The 21,965-nt window shown below is 54.4% G+C and carries 21 protein-coding genes, 1 tRNA gene and 1 pseudogene; 8 read left to right on the top strand and 15 right to left on the bottom strand.

The features are described 5' to 3' along the window. Nucleotides 1-6: 6 nt before the first annotated feature. The 5 genes from cadA to DR88_RS20035 all read right to left on the bottom strand — a co-directional run bounded on the left by cadA (nucleotide 7) and on the right by DR88_RS20035 (nucleotide 7,092). The gene (gene cadA, locus DR88_RS20015) at nucleotides 7-2,154 is read right to left on the bottom strand and encodes a lysine decarboxylase CadA (RefSeq protein ID WP_002892486.1); all 2,148 of its coding nucleotides are present in this window, start codon (nucleotides 2,152-2,154) and stop codon (nucleotides 7-9) included. 82 nt (nucleotides 2,155-2,236) lie between these two features. After that, entirely contained in the window at nucleotides 2,237-3,571 is a 1,335-nt protein-coding gene (gene cadB / locus DR88_RS20020; RefSeq protein ID WP_002892484.1) for a cadaverine/lysine antiporter, read from the bottom strand. A 365-nt stretch (nucleotides 3,572-3,936) separates the two neighbouring features. After that, on the bottom strand, nucleotides 3,937-5,505 hold the full coding sequence (gene cadC / locus DR88_RS20025; RefSeq protein ID WP_004147422.1) for a lysine decarboxylation/transport transcriptional activator CadC: 1,569 nt from the start codon (nucleotides 5,503-5,505) through the stop codon (nucleotides 3,937-3,939). A 293-nt stretch (nucleotides 5,506-5,798) separates the two neighbouring features. Then, on the bottom strand, nucleotides 5,799-6,071 hold the full coding sequence (locus DR88_RS20030; RefSeq protein ID WP_002892402.1) for a YdgH/BhsA/McbA family protein: 273 nt from the start codon (nucleotides 6,069-6,071) through the stop codon (nucleotides 5,799-5,801). A 100-nt stretch (nucleotides 6,072-6,171) separates the two neighbouring features. Next, nucleotides 6,172-7,092, bottom strand: coding sequence for a Kdo(2)-lipid IV(A) acyltransferase (locus tag DR88_RS20035; protein ID WP_002892400.1), 921 nt, complete (start codon nucleotides 7,090-7,092; stop codon nucleotides 6,172-6,174). 510 nt (nucleotides 7,093-7,602) lie between these two features. On the opposite strand from DR88_RS20035, the gene DR88_RS20040 reads away from it, so the two are divergent. Beyond that, nucleotides 7,603-8,469, top strand: a complete 867-nt coding sequence (locus tag DR88_RS20040) for a GNAT family N-acetyltransferase (protein ID WP_020316411.1) — start codon at nucleotides 7,603-7,605, stop codon at nucleotides 8,467-8,469. A 22-nt stretch (nucleotides 8,470-8,491) separates the two neighbouring features. On the opposite strand, the gene DR88_RS20045 is transcribed toward DR88_RS20040, so the two are convergent. The 4 genes from DR88_RS20045 to DR88_RS20060 are packed head-to-tail and all read right to left on the bottom strand — an operon-like array spanning nucleotide 8,492 to nucleotide 13,279. Further along, on the bottom strand, nucleotides 8,492-9,517 hold the full coding sequence (locus DR88_RS20045; protein WP_004147417.1) for a fimbrial protein: 1,026 nt from the start codon (nucleotides 9,515-9,517) through the stop codon (nucleotides 8,492-8,494). Between the two features lies 1 nt (nucleotide 9,518). Beyond that, nucleotides 9,519-11,954 carry a fimbria/pilus outer membrane usher protein gene (locus DR88_RS20050; protein ID WP_004147416.1) on the bottom strand — a complete coding sequence of 812 codons (2,436 nt, stop codon included), beginning with the start codon at nucleotides 11,952-11,954 and terminating at the stop codon, nucleotides 9,519-9,521. Nucleotides 11,955-11,964: 10 nt separating this feature from the next. Next, complete coding sequence (locus DR88_RS20055) at nucleotides 11,965-12,660, bottom strand: fimbrial biogenesis chaperone (RefSeq protein ID WP_002892383.1); 696 nt, start codon at nucleotides 12,658-12,660, stop codon at nucleotides 11,965-11,967. Between the two features lie 58 nt (nucleotides 12,661-12,718). Beyond that, the gene (locus DR88_RS20060) at nucleotides 12,719-13,279 is read right to left on the bottom strand and encodes a fimbrial protein (RefSeq protein WP_004151792.1); all 561 of its coding nucleotides are present in this window, start codon (nucleotides 13,277-13,279) and stop codon (nucleotides 12,719-12,721) included. A 471-nt stretch (nucleotides 13,280-13,750) separates the two neighbouring features. On the opposite strand from DR88_RS20060, the gene DR88_RS20065 reads away from it, so the two are divergent. Together DR88_RS20065 and DR88_RS20070 are read left to right on the top strand one after the other, a co-directional pair. Next, a complete protein-coding gene (locus DR88_RS20065; RefSeq protein ID WP_002892378.1) occupies nucleotides 13,751-14,413 on the top strand; it encodes a LuxR C-terminal-related transcriptional regulator in 663 nt (220 codons plus the stop codon). Further along, nucleotides 14,391-14,696, top strand: coding sequence for a hypothetical protein (locus DR88_RS20070; protein WP_002892375.1), 306 nt, complete (start codon nucleotides 14,391-14,393; stop codon nucleotides 14,694-14,696). Before DR88_RS20065 ends, DR88_RS20070 begins: the two co-directional genes overlap by 23 nt. A 52-nt stretch (nucleotides 14,697-14,748) precedes the next feature. Here DR88_RS20070 and DR88_RS20075 read toward each other — a convergent pair whose 3' ends face one another. Together DR88_RS20075 and DR88_RS30395 are read right to left on the bottom strand one after the other, a co-directional pair. Beyond that, nucleotides 14,749-16,053 (bottom strand): citrate synthase, encoded by a 1,305-nt coding sequence (locus tag DR88_RS20075; RefSeq protein WP_004147414.1) that lies wholly within the window; start codon nucleotides 16,051-16,053, stop codon nucleotides 14,749-14,751. 45 nt (nucleotides 16,054-16,098) lie between these two features. Further along, complete coding sequence (locus DR88_RS30395; protein WP_020316410.1) at nucleotides 16,099-16,239, bottom strand: hypothetical protein; 141 nt, start codon at nucleotides 16,237-16,239, stop codon at nucleotides 16,099-16,101. A gap of 324 nt (nucleotides 16,240-16,563) precedes the next feature. Here DR88_RS30395 and DR88_RS20080 point away from each other — a divergent pair, with 324 nt between their 5' ends. Then, nucleotides 16,564-16,734: a hypothetical protein gene (locus DR88_RS20080; RefSeq protein WP_002892370.1), complete on the top strand. Its 171-nt coding sequence runs from the start codon at nucleotides 16,564-16,566 to the stop codon at nucleotides 16,732-16,734. A gap of 78 nt (nucleotides 16,735-16,812) precedes the next feature. On the opposite strand, the gene uraH is transcribed toward DR88_RS20080, so the two are convergent. Both uraH and DR88_RS0125245 read right to left on the bottom strand, forming a co-directional pair. Further along, nucleotides 16,813-17,214 (bottom strand): hydroxyisourate hydrolase, encoded by a 402-nt coding sequence (uraH, locus tag DR88_RS20085; protein WP_002892366.1) that lies wholly within the window; start codon nucleotides 17,212-17,214, stop codon nucleotides 16,813-16,815. A 395-nt stretch (nucleotides 17,215-17,609) separates the two neighbouring features. After that, the gene (locus tag DR88_RS0125245) at nucleotides 17,610-17,903 is read right to left on the bottom strand and encodes a hypothetical protein (protein ID WP_002892360.1); all 294 of its coding nucleotides are present in this window, start codon (nucleotides 17,901-17,903) and stop codon (nucleotides 17,610-17,612) included. 298 nt (nucleotides 17,904-18,201) lie between these two features. On the opposite strand from DR88_RS0125245, the pseudogene DR88_RS31400 reads away from it, so the two are divergent. Beyond that, nucleotides 18,202-18,346, top strand: a pseudogene (locus DR88_RS31400) (integrase); the annotation flags it as partial. Between the two features lie 19 nt (nucleotides 18,347-18,365). Here the strand turns inward: DR88_RS31400 and DR88_RS20090 are convergent. Beyond that, a tRNA-Arg gene (locus DR88_RS20090) sits at nucleotides 18,366-18,442 on the bottom strand. A gap of 338 nt (nucleotides 18,443-18,780) precedes the next feature. On the opposite strand from DR88_RS20090, the gene folD reads away from it, so the two are divergent. Further along, nucleotides 18,781-19,647 carry a bifunctional methylenetetrahydrofolate dehydrogenase/methenyltetrahydrofolate cyclohydrolase FolD gene (gene folD, locus DR88_RS20095; RefSeq protein ID WP_004143017.1) on the top strand — a complete coding sequence of 289 codons (867 nt, stop codon included), beginning with the start codon at nucleotides 18,781-18,783 and terminating at the stop codon, nucleotides 19,645-19,647. Between the two features lies 1 nt (nucleotide 19,648). After that, the gene (ybcJ, locus tag DR88_RS20100) at nucleotides 19,649-19,861 is read left to right on the top strand and encodes a ribosome-associated protein YbcJ (RefSeq protein ID WP_004143016.1); all 213 of its coding nucleotides are present in this window, start codon (nucleotides 19,649-19,651) and stop codon (nucleotides 19,859-19,861) included. 45 nt (nucleotides 19,862-19,906) lie between these two features. On the opposite strand, the gene cysS is transcribed toward ybcJ, so the two are convergent. Next, a complete protein-coding gene (gene cysS / locus DR88_RS20105) occupies nucleotides 19,907-21,292 on the bottom strand; it encodes a cysteine--tRNA ligase (RefSeq protein WP_032443800.1) in 1,386 nt (461 codons plus the stop codon). 175 nt (nucleotides 21,293-21,467) lie between these two features. Between cysS and ppiB the strand changes: the two genes are divergently transcribed. Beyond that, nucleotides 21,468-21,962: a peptidylprolyl isomerase B gene (ppiB, locus tag DR88_RS20110; RefSeq protein ID WP_004151319.1), complete on the top strand. Its 495-nt coding sequence runs from the start codon at nucleotides 21,468-21,470 to the stop codon at nucleotides 21,960-21,962. Nucleotides 21,963-21,965: the final 3 nt, after the last annotated feature.

The raw sequence follows: 21,965 nt of genomic DNA, 5'->3' as shown, positions 1-21,965 counted from the left end.
CGTCTATTACTTGTTATTCTCTTCTTTCAGCACTTTAACGGTGTAACGACCATCCGCCTGACGATAGGCGCCGTGGATATCGGTTTCGAAGCCTGGATAGTGGGCGCCGATTTCGCACAGCATCTGCAGGAACTCCAGCACCGGACGGCTCTCTTCGGTGATCATCTCACCCGGCATCACCAGCGGCACTCCCGGAGGATACGGCAGGATCATGTTGGCGTTGACGCGGCCGACCATCTCTTCGAGATACACTTCTTCCGTCTGACCGTGCAGCTCTTTCTGGAACGCGGCATACGGGGTCATCACCATCGATGGCAGCACTTCAAACGCGCGGAACATCAGATCCGGCAGGTTGTGATGCTCAATCAGTTTGTGAATGTTCTGCGCGAGGTCCTGAATACGCATGTTTTCATAGAATTCAGGATCTTCACGGTACAGCGACGGCAGCATGTTTTTCACCCGCAGGTTCAGGTCGAACGCGCGTTTGAAGTCGGTCAGCGCACGCAGCAGACTCAGCGCTTTAGTCTTATCGATACCGATACTGAACAGGAACAGCAGGTTGTACGGACCGGTTTTCTCTACCACGATGCCGTGTTCATCGAGATATTTCGCCACGATGCTTGCCGGAATACCGAAGTCATCCATGGTGCCGTCTTTCTTCATCCCCGGAGTCAGCAGCGTGACTTTGATCGGGTCGAGGTACATGTGTTCGTTATCGATGTTTTTGAAACCGTGCCATGCGCTGTCGGAACGCAGCGGCCAGCATTCAGGACCATCGATATGCTCCGGCTGCCAGACGTCGAAGAACCAGCCGTCAGACTCGCCTTTCAGACGTTTGATCTCTTTACGGAACTTGATGGAACGTTCAATAGAGCCGTCGATCAGACGCTTACCAGCGTTCCCCTTCATCATCGCCGCCGCGGTTTCGGTGGAGGCCACGATCCCGTAGTGTGGAGAGGTGGTGGTGTGCATCATGTAGGCTTCGTTGAAGGTCTCTTCGTTAACGTCGCCTTTCACGTGGATCATCGACGCCTGGGAGAACGCCGCCAGCAGTTTGTGCGTGGACTGGGTTTCATAAATCACTTTCCCTTCGACGCGGCCGCCGCTCATCCCGCATTTGCCTTCATAGATCGGCGAGAAGTTGGTGTAAGGCACCCACGCGGAGTCAAAGTGGATGGATTTCACATCCAGGGTTTTCTTGATGAAGTCGGTGTTGTACAGCAGACCATCATAGGTTGAGTTGGTGATAACCGCGTGTACCGGCCAGGTCGCATTCGGCGTCTCTTTCACACGCTTGGCGATAGTCGCGTGCTGGAATTCGCTCTGCGGAATACCGCCGAGGATACCGTAGGCGTTACGGGTCGGACGGAAGTAGATCGGCGTAATGTCGCTCATCATCATCAGGTGAGTCAGCGATTTGTGGCAGTTACGGTCAATCAGCACGGTGCTGCCGGCCGGCGCGGAGTACATGCCGACGATTTTGTTAGCGGTAGAAGTACCGTTGGTCACCATGTAGCTGCGTTCTGCGTTAAACACGCGAGCGATATACTCTTCCGCTTCTTTGTGCGGGCCGCTGTGGTCCAGCAGGGAACCCAGTTCAGAAACCGAAATGGAGATATCGGATTTCATGGTGTTGGAGCCAAAGAAATCGTAGAAGATGCTGCCTACCGGGCTTTTCTGGAACGCGGTACCGCCCATGTGGCCTGGGGTACAGAAGGTATATTTACCTTCACGGACATATTTGAACAGCGCTTTGGTCAGCGGCGGCAGAATGGTGTCGATGTATTCGTCAGTGTTCTGTTTGATTTTGTTCGCGATATCTTCCGCAGCGCCCAGCGCATATTCGAAGAAGCGAACCTGCATGCGCAGATCGTTCAGGCTAACGTCCAGAGTGGAGTAGGTGTTAGCGAACGCATACAGCGGCATGTACTCGTTCATTTTGCTGATTTCTTCGCACAGTTCGAGATTGTATTTATCCCAGTCGAAGATCACGCCGCACAGACGAGAGTTGTTTTCAATAAGTTTTAATAAGTCGTCACGGTCGTTCGGGTAGACAATACGGAAGTCCAGGCGTTCGAGAGCACGATGCAGTTCACGGATGGGTTCTTCTTTGAAGTAAACCCCCATGTGATTCATGATTGCAATAACGTTCATAGTCAAATCTCCAGATGTAGAAAGCCCCTCCCGTCGCGTGATGACAGGTGATGGAAGGAGCCTCAGGAAAACGGGTTACTGATTAGTGCGCGTTAGCGGTGGTGTTGTTATCCGATGCGTTGTTCTGGCGCTGGTGCATTTTGCGACCGTAGAACATCAGGATAATCAGGCTAACGATGAAGGTGCCGGCCAGTTCGAAGGAGCTTGCGCCCATCAGCGCGATGAAGCAGAACACGCAACCCAGTACCGAACAAATCAGGCTAACGAAGTTACGGATGTTGATGCCTTCGAAACGAATCAGGTCAACACAGGAGTAGAAGTAAGGCAGCATGGTCAGCAGTACCGCGATACCGGTCAGTTCGCCGAACAGGTCAGAGGCTTTACCACCGGCGGAGTTCATCAGGGTAATCAGCACCATCAGCGCGGTCATTTTCACTGCGGCCAGCAGCAGGCCTTTTTTCGGAATACCGTTGTTATCAACTTCGCCATACACTTTCGGGAAGTTACCGTCGTTGGCGGCACGTACACCGGCCTGGCCAACCAGCATCATCCACGAGCCCAGAGAAGTCAGGCAGGCAAAGGCGGTGAAAGCGGATACCATCGGTGCAGCCCAGCCGCCGAGGATGGTAGAGGCGCTAATTGCGAACGGCGCACCGGACGCGGCCATCTGAGAAGCAGGATACATACCGGCGATAACCTGAGTCGCGGCGATATAGACGATACCGGCCATCGCGGTGCCCAGCATGGTAGCCAGCGGCACGGTACGTTTCGGGTTTTTCACCATCCCGGTACTCACGGCGGCGGATTCTACGCCAACGAAGGCCCACAGGCAGAGCAGGATACTTTTAATAACCGCGTGGCTATCGGTGGTGCTGGAGGTATTCCAGTTCGCCTGATAGGTAGCGACATCAAACCAGTGCCAGCCGACGACCGCGGTCATGACTACCGGAATAAGCACCAGTACCAGACCAATGGTGGTCAGACGGCTGACCCAGGTCCCGCCGAGCATATTAACGAAAGTAAAGATCCACACGATGGCAATACAGGCAATACCTGCTGGCACCGGGTTATTTAAAATTGGGAAGAACGTAGAGAGATAAGAAACTGCGGTAATCCCGATGGCCAGGTTACCAATCCAGTTTGCATGATAATAAAGGACACCGGTCTGGAAACCGAATGCCGGAGATATTTCGCCAGCGTAGGCAATAGGACCGCCCTGCTGCGGGTTTTTAGTGGCCAGTCGGGCATAAACATAAGCCAGAGACATCGCACCAATAATTGAAATTACCCAGCCCCAAATGGCAATACCACCGATGCTGGCCAGGTTCGCAGGTAATAATGCAATCCCGCTCCCCATCATATTACCGGCGACGACACCGGTACAGGCAAATAGCCCGATCTTCTTGGCAGAACTCATGGTTGTTTTTCTCCTAAGTTTATTTGGGAGGTACAGATCATGATACAGAACCATTAATTGACCCGACCAACTGCCAACAAGATTACTGATTTGTACGAGATAAGTCCTAAAGATAAAGTGATATAAAAACAAACATCAGACAAATGATATTTTGACCTTTTTCGCTTAACATATAAACATGACAACAGGGTGTCAGAAAAAGATAAACATCGTTGAATTACAGTTAGTTAGAAGAAGGATGGCGTGTTATCTGACTGTTATTTAAAGCCTCCTGAATGCTAAATAAAAATAACAACAAGAGGCTTCATGAGAAACATAAATTTAACCTCACCATGCCCAAAACCTTGCGCATGATGAGGGTTTACTTATTCTGAAGAGAGAAAGTTGTCGAGATATGGAACTACTCGGTTAACCGATGTCTGGAAAACCCCATTTTCAATCCAGTACAGGGTATCTTCGCCAGGACGTAAATTAAACGCCGTGATGTAAGAATCGGCAGCCAGACGGTTCTCACCTTTCATCTCATAGACTTTGCCTAACAGCACATAATTTAGCCATGACATCTCTAAATCAATCGCACTATTAATTGCGGTATTTGCTTCGTCGACTTTGCCCTTCCCCAATGAATCCACCGCTTTTATTTGATAATAAATCGCCATGTCTTTTATACCCGGCATCGCCCCTACCCGCTCGACTTCACTGTAGAGGGCGGCCAGCTGTTTATCGTCCAGCGGCTGTTGCGAATGGCGCAATACATCCACCAGCGTTTTTTCGGCATAGGCGTAAATAAAATCCGGCGCCCGCTTAATCACATCATCCAGCAGGCTACTGGCCTTACTTAATGAATCGACGTCGCCCTTCATTAACAGCTGATGCGACTGGTAGAAATAGGTTAACGCCACGCTTTGCGAGGGCTGATATTGCCTGAGCATCGCCTGCATTCGCGCCGGCCACGGCTGCGCCAGGGCATCCGACAGGCTGTTCATCAGATCGTTCTGGATGGTCAGTTGGTTATCGTTGGTCACAAAGTAGCGCTTATCCAGCATCGTCGAGCTGTCGGCGTTGTCCACCAGCTGGACCGACATAAAGCACTGCTGCGCCCGATAATGGCGCTGATTAACGAACTCAATGGTCAGCGTTTTGCCGGAACTGCTCGGCTCATTGATGTTGTAGTCCGTTTTGTCATGCACCATAAAGGTCGAGAAGGTGTTCAGCGAGGTGGTGATCAGGCTGGCCAGTCCTACGGCGTAGGAGTGCTGCGACGACCAGTTAGCACAGGAGTTGCCATTCACCAGGTGGATATCGATATCGCGCGGATTGAGCAGCAGACGCGCCTTGTTGACCGGCGGCCGCGATTCCATGCTCGACAGCGCCACCAGCGCCACGCAGGTGCCCAGCGCCAACAGGAACAGCCCCCACACCAGGGCGGTAGTGAGGCGCTTGCGGCCTGACGGCGCGCTGGCCACGGTAGGAGCCGGTGGCGGCGCGGCGGCATCAGGGAGAGGGACAGAGACGTCGGATGGCGCACCGGCGGCCGGCGGCGCAGGAACGGCGGTCGACGGCGAAGGCGTCAGCGCCTCCATCGACGGGGCTAGCTCCTCCCCCTCTTCGGTGCACCAGATCACCGGCACCGTGAGCTTATACCCCCGTTTGGGTACCGTCGCGATGTACTCAAGGCTAACGTCGTCGCCGTCTTTGAGCGACTTGCGCAGTTCAGAAATACTCTGCGTGACGACGTGGCTGGTCACAACGTTCCGGGTCCAGACGTTTTCGATAAGCTCGTCCCGGCTAAGCACTTCCCCCGGATGGCGGGCAAAAAAGACCAGAAGATCGATTAAACGCGGTTCAAGGGTAAGCTGGCGCCCCTTCCTGCTGATTTGGTTTACAGAGGGGGTTACCAGCCATTCACCGACGCGAACAACAGGTTGTAGCATACAAGAAAGCCCCAGACAAAAAGGGAAAGGCGCGATGATAACACATTTGTCCTACCTATTTTTGCCAGGGGTCACTCCCTCAGGCATTAGGCCGGAATTGGCTCTTTATTAACAATAAAAAGCAATAATTCATTAACATCGTGATCATGAAATCTATATATAGCGATAAAAACGCATTTCCGCTGCCGCTATTGCCTAAGGCAATTCCGATAGCAGAAAAAAATAAGCCCGGAGGCTTAACGCGCTCCAGGCTCAATGCGTTGCGCGCCGATACGGCACGCTTTAAAAAAAGGTTATTTATACACTTCCGCTGTGGCTTCAAAGTTAGGGCCATGCTCACGCGCAGCGGTGATCACGTAGTACTTTCCGCCTTTCTCATCGGCCAGCTTGGAGAGCTGATCGTGCAGATCGGAAGGCGAAGAGAATTCGCCACCGGACGGCCCCACCGAGATCGGCCCGACTTTGGTCAGTTTGAAGTGTTTCACTTCTTCTTTGGTAATCAACTGCGCGGCGGAGGCGCCAAATGCAACGGCGGAAAGGGCTAACGCGACTATCACTTTTTTCATCCTGCAATCTCCTTGGAATTAGCCTTCAGTCAGGCCCTTTCAGTATAGACGGCGATTTACTAAGCGTGCTACCGATGCGCTTATTTTTTGGCCGAGGCGTTCAGTAACGCGGCGGTACTCCTTCCGGGCGGGTCTTAAAGCGCCGGTGCAGCCACATGTATTGCTCGGGCGCCATCAGGATGCACTGTTCGATAATCTGATTCATCCAGGCCGCCGTAACCTCGGCGCTCGCCAGCGGCGGCGTGCGCTCCGGCGTCAGGGAGATTAATTCATACCCCATGCCGTTGGGCTTGCGCCGCGGAACAAACGGCACAATCGTCGCCCCGGACATTTTCGCCAGCATCCAGGTACCGGTGGTGGTCGCTGCCTGTTCGACGGCAAACAGCGGGGCGAAGACGCTGCTGGCCGGACCGTAGTCATGATCCGGCGCGTACCAGAGAATTTCCCCCTCTTTTAGCGCCCTGACCATCCCTTTCAGATTTTTTCGATCCAGCATGGTCTTGTTAGAGCGCAAGCGTCCCCAGGTTTGCAGCCAGTCAATCAGCGGGTTATCGTTAGGACGGTAGACGCCAATGCCTGGGGTAAACATGCCGTACATTCGCGCACCCATTTCGAGGGTCAGAAAATGGATACCGATCAGTAAAATGCCCTGCTTTTCTTCCAGAAGCTCCACCACCTCGTTAACGCCGCTGGTCTCGGTCCAGCGCGCTACCCGGTGCGTCGGCCAGAACCAGGCCATGCCGGTCTCCATCAGCCCCATGCCCAGCGATTCAAAGTTTTTCACCAGCAGCGCCTCGCGATCGGCGGCGCTCATCTCGGGAAAGCAGAGTTCGAGATTACGTCTGGCAATCCGCGCGCGGCTTTTCATCACCCGCATTGCCAGCCGCCCAAGCGCCGTTCCCAGACGGTAGATCACCGGATACGGTAATTGCACCAGCAGCCACAAAAAGCCAATTCCCAGCCACAACAGCCAGTAACGCGGGTGCAACAGCGCGCGGGAAAATTTGGGTAAATTTGACATAGTAATCCTGTTAATTCACTCAATAATAGCTGAGCAAAAACCGCGAAATAAAGTAGCGGATCCTGCACGTAGTATTTTTCCAATTCGTGCGGTAATACTCAATCACAAAGCGCGTTATTATAAGCCGATTCCAGGATAAATTCAGCCCTTACGCTGGGGACTACTCTATTATTAGACGCAACGCGTAAAATTTCCTGTTTAATGCATAAATAAATAAACCTAACCTCTACGGCTCGGCCGATTGTCGATAAAATAGCCAGTACATTTGCCTCAGTCTCTCGACCAATACCTCTTTTACTCACGCTTTATTATGGCGATAGCGAACGCAAACAGTCCATTTCGCCCGGTTTGACACGGCCAGCATGCGGTTATTTGTGACTGGGGCAAAGGTTAAGCATCGACATTGCGGATCCTTTTCCCAGATATGCTACGTTTACAGCGCTCATTCGACGCAAGTGCCTTTGCCGACGTCGCCGCTTTCAGAAGCCATAGTGAGAAGGAACTATGACAATGAATTATCAATTAGTGAAGCAAGTCAGAGAAAATAACCCATTAAGAAAAAGCTTCATTGACCTTGCCGTTAAGACTTTTGACCTGTCTTTTGAAGAGTGGTATCAGCAAGGTTACTGGACCGATGCCTATATCCCCTATGCTTTTGTCGAACGCAATAAAGTTATCGCTAACGCTTCGGCCAACATCATCGACCTGCGCTGGCAGGGCGAGCCCCGGCGTTATATTCAGATTGGCACCGTGATGACCGAGCCGGACCACCGTAATAAGGGATTAGCCGGCCAGCTTATCCATCACATCCTGCAGGACTGGCAGCAGGAGGCGGACGCCTTCTTTTTATTCGCCAATCCCACCACGGTGGATTTTTACCCCAAATTTGGCTTCACCCGCAGCGAAGAGTATCAATATATTATGCCGGTCTCCCCGCGAGCCGGTGATTTTCGTAAACTGGATATGGACAGCGCTGACGATGTCGCCCTGCTCCGCCATTACTATGAAAAATCCAACCCGTTCTCACCGCTGCGGGTGGAGCATAACTTTGGCCTGCTGATGTTTTACTGCTCAGCCTTTATGAAGCATTTTGTCTATTACTCGGCAAAAAATGAGGCGGTGGTCATCGCCATGCAAAACGGTCCGGTGCTGATCTGCTTTGATCTATTCTGCGACGTGGGCAAGAGCCTGTCGACGCTGGTCAACGAACTGGCCGATGACCACGTTTACCAGGCCATCCTCGGTTTTACCCCCAGTGAAGACCGGCTCGGCGAGTATGAGAAGATAGAGGGAGAAGATATCCTCTTCGTCTATGACCAGAAGGAAAACCTGTTTAAAGACAGGAAGTTGATGTTTCCTTTACTGGCGCATGCCTGACGGCGCCGCGCCGCCAGGCAGATCAGTTATAAGTCACCACGAAGGTCGCGCTGGCGTTCGCTTCGCCCGCAGTCACTGCGGGCTGCGTCTGGATATAGCGGGCCTGATAGGATAAACGATAGTTCGTCTGACTGCCTTTTTTCCCGGACCAGACCTGGCTCACCTGGTTTAGCGGCACCAGCGAGCCGCCGGCACTGAGGATCTGCACGCCAAGTCCGGATGCCCCTTCAGGTTGGTCATCGATTTTAATCACTTCGTTGGCGGCGACAGCGCTGTCCACCGTCGCGTTAAACTGCATAAACACGCTGCCGACATTTTCACAGTTCGTCAGGTTGATGTTAAAAGGAACCGGGGCGGTGGTGCTGTTGAGCCCGGTAAATGCGGTTTTGTTATGCCGTCCGAGGAAGACGTTAATGTTTTTACTGTCGTCAGTAATCTTGCAGGTGGGTGATTTGACCTGAATACAGAGTCCGCTGACGCTGAAGCGCATCGCCTGTACTCCGCCAAGATAAATATCGCCAAGGTAATCATTAAGGCAATATTCGCCCGGCGGCGGTAGACCGCCGTTATCGGCAATCCGCCAGAAATAGATGGTCGGTTTTTTATTTTCCGCCTGAAATGCGCGCTGGCCGGAAAATACCGGCGCGGAAGGCCAGGCCGTGAACAGGGGATCGAAATTAATGCCATCCTGTTCCCCCATCTGAAAGCTGTAGCCGATGCCCGGCAGGCGGTCGATGCTGTAGATATCCCCCGGCTTGCCGTCTCCCGCCGGGCCGACCCGGGAACCGCCAATGCTCTGAAACCCGCCGGGCTCGCTGCCGCTGCAGGCGATCTCCCAGCGTTCGTTATTAGTGATAATCATCCCTCCGTAGCTGTATAGCAGGGAGCCGATGGGGAGATCGCTGACGTCAAGGTTGATACTGGCCTGGCTGACGTTCACTGAATACTCGATAGTTTTGCCACTGACCATCTGGCACGCTGCCGACAGCGAAGCGCAGTACCCGCCGGCCAGCAGAAGAGGTACCCCTGATGCGATGATTTTTTTCATATTACTTCTCCTTTATTCCCGGCCGGCAGACCTGATGCGGCGTGCCGCTGCTAACCTGCTGCACCGCGTCGTCGCGGATGGCATAGGCCAACCGGCAGCGTTGCCCGCTGCGTTCGCCCCATACTACCGAGACGCTGCCGTGGTCCTGCGGCACCCGGGCATACAGCAGCCCGCCCTGACCGACGGCGCCAACCGCCCGGCCGTTGTCGTCGAACACCTCCGCGCCCAGCGGGGGCGCCGCGCCATCCGGCAGCGTGACATGGGCAAACCAGGGATAGCCGGTACGCGTGACAAATTTGACCTTCACCGCCGCGCCCGAATCGGGCACCACCGTCGTGCTGCTGGAGACAATCTCCACATGGTCGTTCAGACCCTGCGGATCGAGATCCAGCCAGTTAGCGGTAAAGGGATCGAGGTAAGGGATGATCGTAAAACCCTGGCGGTTAATCGGCTGTCCAAGGCGGTTAGCCACCCGGGCCCCCACCGCGCCGGGCGCTTCCACAATGGCGAAGGTTTCCCCCAGTTCGGGGGTGGCGGTCATGCCGCCCTGATGCGCTACCAGGGCGCCCGATGCCCCCAGCGAGTACTGCTGCTGATGGCGACCGGCGCTGGCGCTGGCGTTCAGGTACGCATAATCCGTCCGCAGGCTACCGTTGGCCGCAACGCTGGCTTCATTTGGGTTCTCCCGCGGCATGTCGTAGCTGGCGGTCAAACCGTAGCTGAAGGCGTTTTTCTCGCCTGCGCTGCCGGTATAGCTGGACTGCAGCTGGCTGCCGTAGTTTTTATCGTGGTTAAAGCGGGTGGTCAGGCTGCCCGCCTGCCCGAACGGCAGCGAAAAGGAGACGCCCACCACCTGATTATTGCGGTGATGGATATCCTGGCTCTGCTGGGCATACAGATAATAATTGAGCTGACCATAGCGGTTGGCATAGCCAAGCTGATATGAGCGCCAGCGGTGGTGGCGGACATCCTCACTCCAGATTCCGTTAAATGACAGACTGCCGCTGCCGGCCTGCTGAGACAACGTCGCGCTGTAGCGGGTCATCTCCCGCCAGTCGTTGGGGTGCCGGTCGTGCTCCCAGGCGGCATCGCGAATGGAGCGATAATTGCCGTCGTTGCTGTGGCTCATCGAGAGCAGCATTCGCGTATCGGATGTAAACGATTTTGATGCGGACACCCGCCAGCGGTAGCCCTCCTGCCAGCCGTGATCCCTGCCCTTCGCCGCAGAACGGGAAAGATCGACCGCCAGCGCGCCCCAGTAGGTATTGAAGGCGCTGCCGACCAGCGTCGAGTAATAATCTGTCGTCGCGTTAGCGCCGGTATAGCCGCTGATATAGTCATTGAAGCCGTACTGCAGCGTGGCTTCGCCAAATCCCGGCCGCCCGGCGATCCCGTCCTCATCCAGATAGCCCGGCGACAGATCATAATAGACCGCGCCTGCCCGCACCAGGCCAGGCAGCGTGGCGTACGGCACGGTAAAGGTGTCCTGACTGCCATCCGCCTCGTGGATCGTCACCTGTAAATCGCCGCCGGCGTTGGTGGGATAGAGATCGTCGAAGGTGAATTTGCCCGGCGGAACCGTTGCCTCGTACAACAGAGCGCCGTTCTGGGTGACCGTTACGCGGGCGTTGGTGCGCGCCACGCCGCTGACCGACGGCGCAAAACCGCGGCGAGAGCCCGGCAGCATGCGCACATCGGTAGCCAGCCTGCCGCCGATAAAACTGACGCTGTCAAAGAAGGTTCCGTCGGTCCATCCCTGACCCAGCCGTAACGTGGACGCCCAGTTCACTACACTTCTCTCAGCCCAGGTGGCAATGCTATCCCAGTGCGTATTCCCTTCCTGCGCCTGGTAGCTGGACTGGTGATGTAACCGCCAGCCAAAGGCGCGCAGGCTGGCATCCAGCCCGAGATAATGATGGCTGCTGGTGTCCCCGTCGACGATGCTCTGATAGCTATTGGCCTGGTAGCGCAGCACCGCGGCGGGCACGCCGCTATCCACCTTTTTCAGGTTCACCGCCCCCCGATAATGGGGTTGCAGCAGCGCCTGGGGCATATTTACCCGCAGGACGTTTTCCCCGCTGTCATACTCCCAGCCGATCGCCTTATCGATCTGCGAAAAACGCAGGCAGGTGGCCGCGGTTGGCCACTGGGCATCCTTCAGCTGCAGAGCGTCGAACAGCGAGGGTGAGATGCAGGGCTCAAGCTGGCCATCGTGTTCCTGGATAACAAACGTTTCTTCCCCCAGGTCCCGGCCATTCACCGAGAGCGTGCTGCGGTACTGTCCGGCGTGTAGTGGATTACCGTATTGATATTTCTGGAGATCAACCTGCGCGGCGCCGTGCAAATGGGCGCGGTTAAAACTAAACGCCTCTGCCGCCCATGCCTCCTGCCAGGGAAGGAGCAGCATCAACCCAACCTTGATCTCCCTGAATTTCATAATAATGTCCTTACTGAGGATAATTATGATTCACTACCGCGCCGTAATCATTGATGGTGGTGAAGCTGAATTTGGCTGGCAGCGTGCGCAGCGCGACCCCTTTAGGCGCGATCTCCAGCGAGGAAAACGGGGCGACCATGCCGGCAGCGTGTTTTTTTCCGTTAAGGGTGATGCTGTCGATGGTGATATAGCGCGCTGAGGCATTGCTCACCCGCAGCCCGTTGCCCGTAGGAGCCAGCGCCCAGCTCAGGGCTTTTTCCGCGGCTATTTTTTCCGCCGCCACGCCTGCCGGACGGTAAAACAGCTTGATACGCGACCGTATCGCGAGCTGCAGGTAATTGTCAGTCTTGCCATTTTTCGGCTCAGGTGGGATATCCAGAAGATTGAACCAGAACAGCGATTCCCGATCCTGCGGCAGGCGGCTGCCGTTAAACACCAGGCGCCAGCTCTGGCCTTTTCCCGGTTCGATGCGCACAATCGGCGGCAGCACAATAAACGGCGCCGCATCCTTTTCCGGTTGATTTTGCACGCGGCCATCGTCGACCCAGACCTGCGTCAGAGAGGGGGTCTCCCCCATATTGGTGGCCCGGACGGCGATCTCTTTTTTGTCGCCGGAAAAAATAATCCGTGTGCCGTCAATAACCATGCTGGCGTCCGCCGAGGGTAAATAGCTGGACAGCAGCAGTGCCAGAACCATACGCCGCATATTCACCTCCTCCTTGCCGGGTGGATAAACGGCCCCTGAACGGGGCCGTGGACAGGGGTTACGGATAGACCACCGTAAAGTTGACGTAGGTAGCGACTTTTCCAGCCGTAGCGGCGTCGGTCGCATAGTAGCGGGCATAGAAAGGCAGCGAGGCGGAACCATCCTGCTCAGCCACCGCCACCGGGATCACGTCCGGGCGAGCAATGGTGCCGTCTGCAGCGACCGCCGGGGTCTCCGCGAGGTTAATCGGCGTAAACCGAGTGTTCAGCAGCTCCACATCGACGTTTTCTGCTTCCGTGCCGTCAGACAGAGTGTTTTTTAGTCGACCCTCCGTGGAAACGTATTGATCTTTCTCGAAGTACACCGAGACATCAGCCCCTGGGGTGCAGCTCGTCAGATCGATGGTGAAGGGAACCACGCCCGCCGTTTCACCCGCGCTGCTGAGCGCTGAACGCTGGACCGTCGGTAGGGTTACCGTCTTGTCTTTATTCACTACCGTACAAGTATTTTCGATGACTTCACCATTAAAGGTGACTTTGCCATCAGCAGCCTGTGCCGCTACCGGAGAAAGCATCATCATCACCACGAAAGATGCCATTCCTCTGCTGTATTTTTTCATCTTCACTCCTCATCACCACGCTTATGGAGAATCGTTCAGGAAATACCCTGACGTACTTTATACGTACAATTTATTAATGCTCAGTCCATTGGATTAACCTGTTATCTTTTAACCCCTTCCCTGCACTGACATCCTACTCACTTCATTATTTATTATTCAAATTCGCCACCAGGACCATTTCTACTTTTTATAGAAAAGTCTTAACACCACTTTGAAAAAGAAATAAAACTGACGCACAATAAAAACACAACTCACTGTAAATAAAAGGTAATTTTTATTTTTTATTTTCTAAAAAACATTCGAGAAATGCGATCTAACTATCTCACCCTCATTATTAACCACCTCCTCCCACGTTCTCCCCCCCTGGATTGAAAGCGCAGGGAGTATGTTATTTCAGGTGGGTATTCTCTACAGTAAATTGTCGAATCAGGCAGGACAGCATGCACAGCGTATTTATGCCAGGAGGTCATTATGTTGATCTGCATTGCGGATTCAGAATATTTTAATATTGCCCTGAAAGCGTATATTAATGAACCAAACAGCAAGCCTCTGGATATTAAAGAAATACTCTGTTACCCGTTTAGTGGACAGAGTGAGATGTTCTATACTTTTTTTGCGACCGATGCCGGAGCCCGGCTAAGCACCATCCTTATTGATTACAGCAGCGTCAGCATCGAAGTACTGCAGGTCGCGCTCAGTTTAAAATCGTTTAATCCCCTGATCCGGATCTTTATTTTTGCCAAATCAGGCTACCCGTTGAGCGAGCTCGAACGCAGCCTCGCCATTGTGCTCGGCGCAGAGTTCATCACCAGTTTTGCCGGGCTCAGCGCTGCCCTTGCCCGCGGTCCGCGCTTGACATCGCCCCCCGCCGACAAGCTCTATATCGCCATACCTGACAGCTATAACCTGACCCGTAAGGAAACTTTTTTAATCAGCCTGCTGATGGGGGGAATGCCGTTGTGTCACGTGGCCAGCACCATGCAGCTCACGATCAAACGGGTCTACTACTACCGTTCACGCGTCCTTAGCAAGCTGGCGGTGAAAAATAACGTGGAACTGATGAACAAAGTTCAGGGGATGGTGTTGCGCCACTACCGACAGGAGACAGGCCATGAAATCGTATCTCTACGCTAAAAATCGCCTCATGTTGATTATTCTGAGCTGGCTAAGCGCAGACGAGGCGTTGCCATCTCGTCATGATTTCCAGCAGACTGAAACCATCCTCAGCACCCTGCATATACCGTATGTGCTGAAGCCCGACCTTGATCAACTGAGAGCTACGCTACAGCAATTACTCGCCACGCCCAGGCCGCAGGCCTGTGAGGTAGGCGCTTTTCTCAGCGCCCTGTTGGCGCTGTATACCCGGTTAACCGAATATACCGCCGTCGAGCACTATCTGCTCTCCCGGCATCTCTGAGTAGTAACCCGCCTGGGCAGGAAGACGCCGCGCGCCTCCTGCCTGTAAGGCATTACCTTAGCTCAGCAGACCGCTCGCCGCGTCGGGAGACGTAATCCCGATAGCCCTCGCCAACGTAAATCTGCCGTGGCCGGTAGATGGTCAGCGGCGCCTGGTGCATCTCGTTCCAGTGCGCCACCCACCCGACCGTCCGACCGACCGCGGTGACCACCGCAAACATCGACGAAGGCAGATTCATCGCTTTAAGGATCACCGCGGTATAGAAATCCACGCTTGGCGACAGGCCATTGTCCACAAAATAGGGGTCGGTCAGCGCCACGTCCTCAAGGGCCATCGCCACCTGCAGCAGGCGGTCAGACATGCCTACCTCCGCCAGCACCCGATGGCTGGTTTCACGCAGGATATCGGCGCGCGGGTCACGGTGACGGTAGCGCGAGTTGCCAAAACCCAGCCGGCGAAATGCCTGCGGATCGCGCTTCGCCTGGCGCAGAAACGCCGGAACCTGATCGACGCTTTCAATCTCCTCCAGCATTCGCATGCTCGATTCATTTGCTCCGCCATGCATCGGCCCCCACAGCGACGCCAGCCCGGCGGCGACGCAGGCGAATAAGTTCGCCCCGGAGGAGCCCGCCGCGCGCACCGTAGTGGTCGAGGCGCACTGCCCGTGATCGGCATGCAGCACCAGGATCTGGTTCATCGCCTGCTCGATGACCGGATTCAGAACATATTTCTCCGCCGGGATAGCAAACAGCATCTGCAGGAAATTTCCGGCATAGGAGAGATCGTTGCGCGGATACGCGGCGGGTTGTTCAATGGTGTACTTGTAGCTCATGGCGGCGATAGTGGGCATTTTCGACAGCAGCCGGGTGGCGGCCAGCGCCCGGTGCTGCGGATTTTCCACATCCAGTACATCATGATAGAACGCCGCCAGCGCCCCCACCAGGGCGCACATCAGCGCCATCGGGTGCGAATCGCGACGAAAGCCGCTGCACATGCGGGCTATCTGCTCGTGGACCAGAGTATGGCGGGTGATGGTCTCGCGAAAGGTTTGATAGCTGGCCTCATCCGGCGCGTCACCGTTCAGCATGATGTAGGCCACTTCGAGAAAATCGCACTGGCGAGCCAGCTGATCTACCGGATAGCCGCGGTGCAGCAGCACGCTGTTTTCCGTATCGATCCACGAGATCGCCGACTGGCATCCGGCGGTGTTGGCGAAGCCGGGGTCATAGCTGCAGAATCCGGACTGATTTAGCCCGCGCATGTCAACTCCCACCGGCCCCCGCGTTCCCGGCACCTGCGGCAGGGCGATGGGCGGTTGTTGTCCGGCAAAAGAAAGCGTTAACGGTGTAGTGCTCATCCTGTTAGTCCCCCAGCAAGCTTATCAGCGACCCGAAGTCATTCTTCAGGCGGAAAGACCAACATAACCAATGTGATGCAGCTTATTCATTGATGTCATCACTATAACCCTGGCAAAGAGGATATTTTGCTGGCCTTCACGGGGAAACAGGCCGTCTTTCCCCAGCCCACCGCCGGATAGCGGCACAAATCGCCAAGGATAAAGGCGATCATCGCTGTCAAAATTTACGTTGAGTAAAGAAAGGATGAAGAGGAGCTACCATGAATTTTGTGCTGTCGATGACCCTTATCTGCATCGCCATCGCCTGGCTGATGATGAGCCTCCTGCCGGTGTAGATGCACCGCTAACCGCCACGCCAGTGGTCTGGATAACCCCTCCTTCAATTGATTTCCGCCGTGGTCTTCGCCTCTGAGGTTTCATAAGAGCCATATAAGAAGTACTGGTTGCATATCAGGCTGTTGCGTTTTCCCGCCGAGGGGTAGGCTAAAGGCCCACTGTTAAGGAGGTGATATGTCTGGACTTATTAATCCACATGCGGCCCCGGAAGAAGCAGCCTATGCGCTACTGATTGAGCTCGTTCGCGCCCAGCGCGTGCCGCAATATGAAGGCGAAATTTCCGGCCTGCTGGCGATGTACGACGAAGCCGTTAAACACTTTAAAGAGAAAGAGACCGAGCGTTAGGCGTGGACATCGTGGTGCGAGAAAAGCGTGACGCCTGCGGAAGCCGCGCAGGCGTTGGCTGGATAGCGGCTTGGGTCATCAGCTGCCGCGGTAGGTAGAGTATCCGTACTGACTGAGCAGCAGCGGGATATGCAGTTTTTGATTTTGCTTTGTAACATTGAAAATAACCGGAATCACCGGGAAGAACGTATTCATATTTTGGCTTTTAAAATAGTCACCAGTTTTAAACGTCACTTTATACACCCCCGGCTCCATATTCTCCGCCTGCGGATAGAGCGACTTAATCCGCCCATCGGCATCCGTTTTACCGGTGGCGATATGCTGCCAGCTCTCCCCCTGCTGTTTATCCAGCTCAATCTGCACCCCCGGTGAAGGGAGCCCGGTTTGCTGATTAAGAATGTGTACGCTGAGCGTCCCCTCTGGCGCCGCCAGCGCGCTGAAGCTGAGCAGAGAAATTACGGAGGCGATAACTAATTTCATAATCGTGACCTTATTGGGCAAGTGAAAGTGCCCTAACTATAGTCAGCGCGGCGGGGAAAAAAATTAAACTTTTTGTTATCAGTTTGAGTTGATGGGTACTGTCTCCACACACAACACGCTGAACCGGTTTCCTCGTAAGAAGAGGAAGTGTCTTATGAGTAGGTAGCCCCGTGCTCTTAGTAACAGGATACGGTGACACTAAGTCTATCAGGCAGGGGAAATAGATTTGCTGGGTTCAAATATCACAAGGTAAAAAGATATACGCCGTGGCCTCTGCCGCCTCTACCAGAACAGTGCTTACTGCAAATGGGCTGCAGTATTCGAAATAATCATTTAATATTATTTAAACTACTATTCCAGTGTAAGTAATCACCTGGTTCAGATATTGATCGTTATCATTGATTCTCTTGTCGCCACGCCTTAACCATCTCCTTTGTTACCTCTTTCTTGTAGCAAATAGGTGAGTACCCACCAGCTTTGCTCCAGGCACTGCGGCCACCGCACGAGCTGCCGTTCCGGGCGGTATTGAAGGGACAGGCACAAGTACCGGGGTAGGATGCGACAGAGTCATCAATAATCCTTTGACTGACCTGATCATCGCTTAAGGAATTCGATTTGGCGATGGAAATATCTGATGCAAAGACGCACACAACAGCGAATACGGAGATGGCGACGAATTTGATGTTCATTCGGATCTTTCCAGGCAGTGGATGAACATCGAGGGTATGCTTTCAAATAGTGTTCAATATTGATCTATAACAACTGTACTTCACGCCAGCTTAAAATGCGATATTTAACCCAGTCAGACAGAACCTAAAGCTATAATGACTATTAGCCTGTTACCGGCAACATATTTTCACATTCCTGTAGAGCGCTTATTCTGCACTCAGCTATAACCAGCATTAACCATTCTGTTCGATATTACAGAGCAGTAATGCTGTACTCTGACTGGCCATCGTCCGAAAGATACTACAAGACATTAGAATCATCGAAATGGTCCGTCGATATGCTCACCTGGCACCTAACCATTTAACTGAGCACGCACGTCAAATTGACTCAATTTTTGCAAATTTTTGCAGAAGATGTCCCAAATATGTCCCACAAGGAAAAATCAGCGACTGGAGGAAGTTGATAAGTGATTGATTATTAAATGGCACGCCCTACAGGATTCGAACCTGTGACCTACGGCTTAGAAGGCCGTTGCTCTATCCAGCTGAGCTAAGGGCGCCCTGAGAAGCGAGTGCTTCGCGGAGTGAAACGCGTGGAATTATACGGTCCACGTCGGTTGAGTCAATCCATTTTGCCAGGAAACTGCGGGCTTATACGACGCTGGCGAAATATCCCCCACCAACTGTACAAGAAGCATACCGCTGGGGCTCATGCGCGCGTAAATCGACTCAGTGGCCAGGCGCAACGCACCAATAACCATGTAATAACCATGGTCATAACAGGCTAAATTAGCCTCAGACAGGATAAAACAGCAAACGAGGACTGACAGCGAGGCCCGCTTCTGACAAAATATCCTCATCCCCCTTTCGTAAAGATACAGATGGAATCCTCTCTCTGATGGCAGCAAAAATTATTGACGGTAAAACGATTGCGCAGCAGGTACGCTCTGAGGTTGCGGAAAAAGTGAAGGCTCGCGTTGCGGCCGGAAAACGCGCCCCTGGGCTGGCCGTCGTGCTGGTCGGCAGCAACCCGGCCTCGCAGATTTATGTCGGCAGCAAGCGCAAAGCATGTGAAGAAGTGGGCTTCGTCTCCCGCTCTTACGATCTCCCGGAAACCACCAGCGAAGCCGAGCTGCTGGAGCTTATCGACACTCTGAATGCCGATAAGACCATCGACGGTATTCTGGTTCAGCTGCCCCTGCCGGCAGGGATCGATAACGTCAAAGTTCTCGAGCGCATCGCGCCGGATAAAGACGTCGACGGCTTCCATCCTTACAACGTTGGCCGCCTGTGCCAGCGCGCGCCGCGCCTGCGTCCGTGCACTCCGCGCGGTATCGTGACCTTGCTGGAACGCTACAATATCGACACCTACGGCCTCAATGCGGTGGTCATTGGCGCCTCCAATATCGTCGGTCGCCCGATGAGCATGGAGCTGCTGCTGGCCGGCTGCACCACCACCGTCACCCACCGCTTTACAAAAAACCTGCGCCATCATGTCGAAAACGCCGACCTGCTGATCGTCGCGGTGGGCAAACCGGGCTTTATTCCTGGCGAGTGGATTAAAGAAGGGGCGATTGTGGTCGATGTCGGCATCAACCGTCTGGAAAGCGGCAAAGTGGTCGGCGACGTGGTGTATGAAGATGCCGCCGAACGCGCGTCCTACATCACCCCGGTTCCCGGCGGCGTTGGCCCGATGACCGTCGCTACCCTGATTCAGAACACGCTGCAGGCGTGCGAAGAGTATCACGACGTTGAGGAGGCCTGAGATGGCGACATTTTCCTTAGGTAAACACCCGCACGTTGAGCTGTGCGATCTGCTGAAGCTGGAAGGCTGGAGCGAAAGCGGCGCCCAGGCGAAGATCGCCATCGCCGACGGGCTGGTAAAAGTCGACGGCGCGGTGGAAACCCGCAAACGCTGCAAAATCGTCGCTGGTCAGACGGTGAGCTTTGAAGGCCAGAGCGTGACCGTCACGGCCTGACAACGAAAATAAAAACGCCCGCTTTTGCGGGCGTTTTTTTATGGCTTACTTCCGGCGCCAGGTGGTGCCCTGCGGGCCATCTTCCAGCACAATGCCCATCTCGTTGAGACGGTCGCGCGCCGCATCCGCCGCCGCCCAGTCTTTCGCTTTGCGTGCGTCCAGACGCTGCTGGATGAGCGATTCGATCTCCGTCACTTCCGCGTCGTCAACCTGCGCGCCGCTCTGCAGGAACGCCTCCGGCTCCTGCTCCAGCAGACCCAGCACCGCAGCAAGCTTACGCAGGTGGGCCGCCATGGCGTTCGCCGCGGCCGCGTCCTCGGTTTTCAGGCGGTTTACTTCACGCGCCATATCGAACAGCACCGAATAGGCTTCCGGGGTGTTGAAGTCGTCGTCCATCGCCTCGATAAAGCGTGCTTCGAAGGCTTCGCCCCCCGCCGCGTCGACGGATTTGTCCGTCCCGCGCAGCGCGGTGTACAGACGCTCCAGCGCCGAACGCGCCTGCTTGAGGTTCTCTTCGCTGTAGTTCAGCTGGCTGCGATAGTGGCCGGACATCAGGAAGTAGCGAATCGTCTCCGCATCGTAATACTTCAGCACGTCGCGGACGGTAAAGAAATTACCCAGCGATTTCGACATCTTCTCGCGGTCAACCATCACCATGCCGGAGTGCATCCAGTAGTTGACGTATTCGCCGTCGTGGGCGCAGGTGGACTGGGCGATTTCGTTTTCATGGTGCGGGAACATCAGATCCGAACCGCCGCCGTGAATATCGAAGTGGTTGCCAAGCTGCTTGCAGTTCATCGCCGAGCACTCGATATGCCAGCCCGGACGGCCCGCGCCCCACGGCGACGGCCAGCTCGGCTCGCCCTCTTTCGACATTTTCCACAGGACGAAGTCCATCGGGTTACGCTTGACGTCAACCACGTCGACGCGCGCCCCCGCCTGCAGTTGATCGAGATCCTGGCGTGACAGCAAACCGTAGTTCGGGTCCGTCGGCACGTCGAACATCACGTCGCCGTTATCTGCCACGTAAGCATGGCCTTTGGCGATCAGCTGCTCGGTGATCTCAATGATCTCCGCAATATGGTGCGTTGCGCGCGGCTCGCTGTCGGGACGCAGAATATTCAGCGCGTCAAAATCTTTGTGCATTTCGGCAATCATGCGATCGACCAGCGCGACAAAGCTTTCGCCGTTTTCATTAGCGCGCTTAATGATTTTGTCGTCGATATCGGTGATATTGCGCACGTACTTCAGCTTATAGCCAAGAAAACGCAGATAGCGCGCCACGACGTCAAAGGAGACGAAGGTACGTCCATGGCCGATATGACAGAGATCGTAAACGGTAATACCACACACGTACATGCCGACTTCCCCGGCATGGATAGGTTTAAATTCCTCTTTCTGGCGCGTCAGTGTATTAAAAATTTTTAACATCGAAGATTCCGTGTAGACGTGTGTGGGTAATGAAGTCTCTATAATACCCATAATTCAGACCGGACGCAGCACACATTGCAAGGTGCATCGACCCCCGCGGTTATGCTATAACACCCCCCTATATCTCACCCGACACCGGGTGCTGGCACCACACTCATCGGAACAGGATGCAAAAATGGTTACTTTCCACACCAATCATGGCGATATCGTAATCAAAACGTTTGACGACAAAGCGCCGGAAACAGTTAAAAACTTCCTGGACTACTGCCGCGAAGGTTTCTACGACAACACCATTTTCCACCGTGTTATCAACGGCTTCATGATTCAGGGCGGCGGTTTTGAACCTGGCATGAAACAAAAAGCGACCAAATCTCCGATTCAGAACGAAGCGAACAACGGTCTGAAAAACACCCGCGGCACGCTGGCGATGGCCCGTACTCAGGCGCCGCACTCTGCCACCGCGCAGTTCTTCATCAACGTGGTTGACAACGACTTCCTGAACTTCTCCGGCGAAAGCCTGCAGGGTTGGGGCTACTGCGTCTTCGCGGAAGTGGTTGAAGGCATGGACGTGGTTGACAAAATCAAAGCGGTTGCCACCGGCCGCAGCGGCATGCACCAGGATGTGCCGAAAGATGATGTGATCATCAAAAGCGTCACCGTCAGCGAGTAATTC

The organism is Klebsiella pneumoniae (assembly GCF_000742135.1).
In the GTDB taxonomy this organism is placed as follows: domain Bacteria; phylum Pseudomonadota; class Gammaproteobacteria; order Enterobacterales; family Enterobacteriaceae; genus Klebsiella; species Klebsiella pneumoniae.
This window is presented reverse-complemented; position numbering and strand designations above follow the sequence as displayed.

Coding starts and splice junctions, on each gene's coding strand:
- DR88_RS20040 (WP_020316411.1), top strand. CDS start 7,603: ATGAATTATCAATTAGTGAAGCAAGTCAGAGAAAATAACCCATTAAGA.
- DR88_RS20035 (WP_002892400.1), bottom strand. CDS start 7,092: ATGTCAAATTTACCCAAATTTTCCCGCGCGCTGTTGCACCCGCGTTAC.
- DR88_RS20060 (WP_004151792.1), bottom strand. CDS start 13,279: ATGAAAAAATACAGCAGAGGAATGGCATCTTTCGTGGTGATGATGATG.
- ppiB (WP_004151319.1), top strand. CDS start 21,468: ATGGTTACTTTCCACACCAATCATGGCGATATCGTAATCAAAACGTTT.
- cysS (WP_032443800.1), bottom strand. CDS start 21,292: ATGTTAAAAATTTTTAATACACTGACGCGCCAGAAAGAGGAATTTAAA.
- ybcJ (WP_004143016.1), top strand. CDS start 19,649: ATGGCGACATTTTCCTTAGGTAAACACCCGCACGTTGAGCTGTGCGAT.
- uraH (WP_002892366.1), bottom strand. CDS start 17,214: ATGAAATTAGTTATCGCCTCCGTAATTTCTCTGCTCAGCTTCAGCGCG.
- cadA (WP_002892486.1), bottom strand. CDS start 2,154: ATGAACGTTATTGCAATCATGAATCACATGGGGGTTTACTTCAAAGAA.
- DR88_RS20030 (WP_002892402.1), bottom strand. CDS start 6,071: ATGAAAAAAGTGATAGTCGCGTTAGCCCTTTCCGCCGTTGCATTTGGC.
- DR88_RS20045 (WP_004147417.1), bottom strand. CDS start 9,517: ATGAAAAAAATCATCGCATCAGGGGTACCTCTTCTGCTGGCCGGCGGG.
- DR88_RS20050 (WP_004147416.1), bottom strand. CDS start 11,954: ATGAAATTCAGGGAGATCAAGGTTGGGTTGATGCTGCTCCTTCCCTGG.
- DR88_RS20070 (WP_002892375.1), top strand. CDS start 14,391: ATGAAATCGTATCTCTACGCTAAAAATCGCCTCATGTTGATTATTCTG.
- DR88_RS20080 (WP_002892370.1), top strand. CDS start 16,564: ATGTCTGGACTTATTAATCCACATGCGGCCCCGGAAGAAGCAGCCTAT.
- cadC (WP_004147422.1), bottom strand. CDS start 5,505: ATGCTACAACCTGTTGTTCGCGTCGGTGAATGGCTGGTAACCCCCTCT.
- DR88_RS20055 (WP_002892383.1), bottom strand. CDS start 12,660: ATGCGGCGTATGGTTCTGGCACTGCTGCTGTCCAGCTATTTACCCTCG.
- DR88_RS0125245 (WP_002892360.1), bottom strand. CDS start 17,903: ATGAACATCAAATTCGTCGCCATCTCCGTATTCGCTGTTGTGTGCGTC.
- DR88_RS20075 (WP_004147414.1), bottom strand. CDS start 16,053: ATGAGCACTACACCGTTAACGCTTTCTTTTGCCGGACAACAACCGCCC.
- DR88_RS20065 (WP_002892378.1), top strand. CDS start 13,751: ATGTTGATCTGCATTGCGGATTCAGAATATTTTAATATTGCCCTGAAA.
- folD (WP_004143017.1), top strand. CDS start 18,781: ATGGCAGCAAAAATTATTGACGGTAAAACGATTGCGCAGCAGGTACGC.
- cadB (WP_002892484.1), bottom strand. CDS start 3,571: ATGAGTTCTGCCAAGAAGATCGGGCTATTTGCCTGTACCGGTGTCGTC.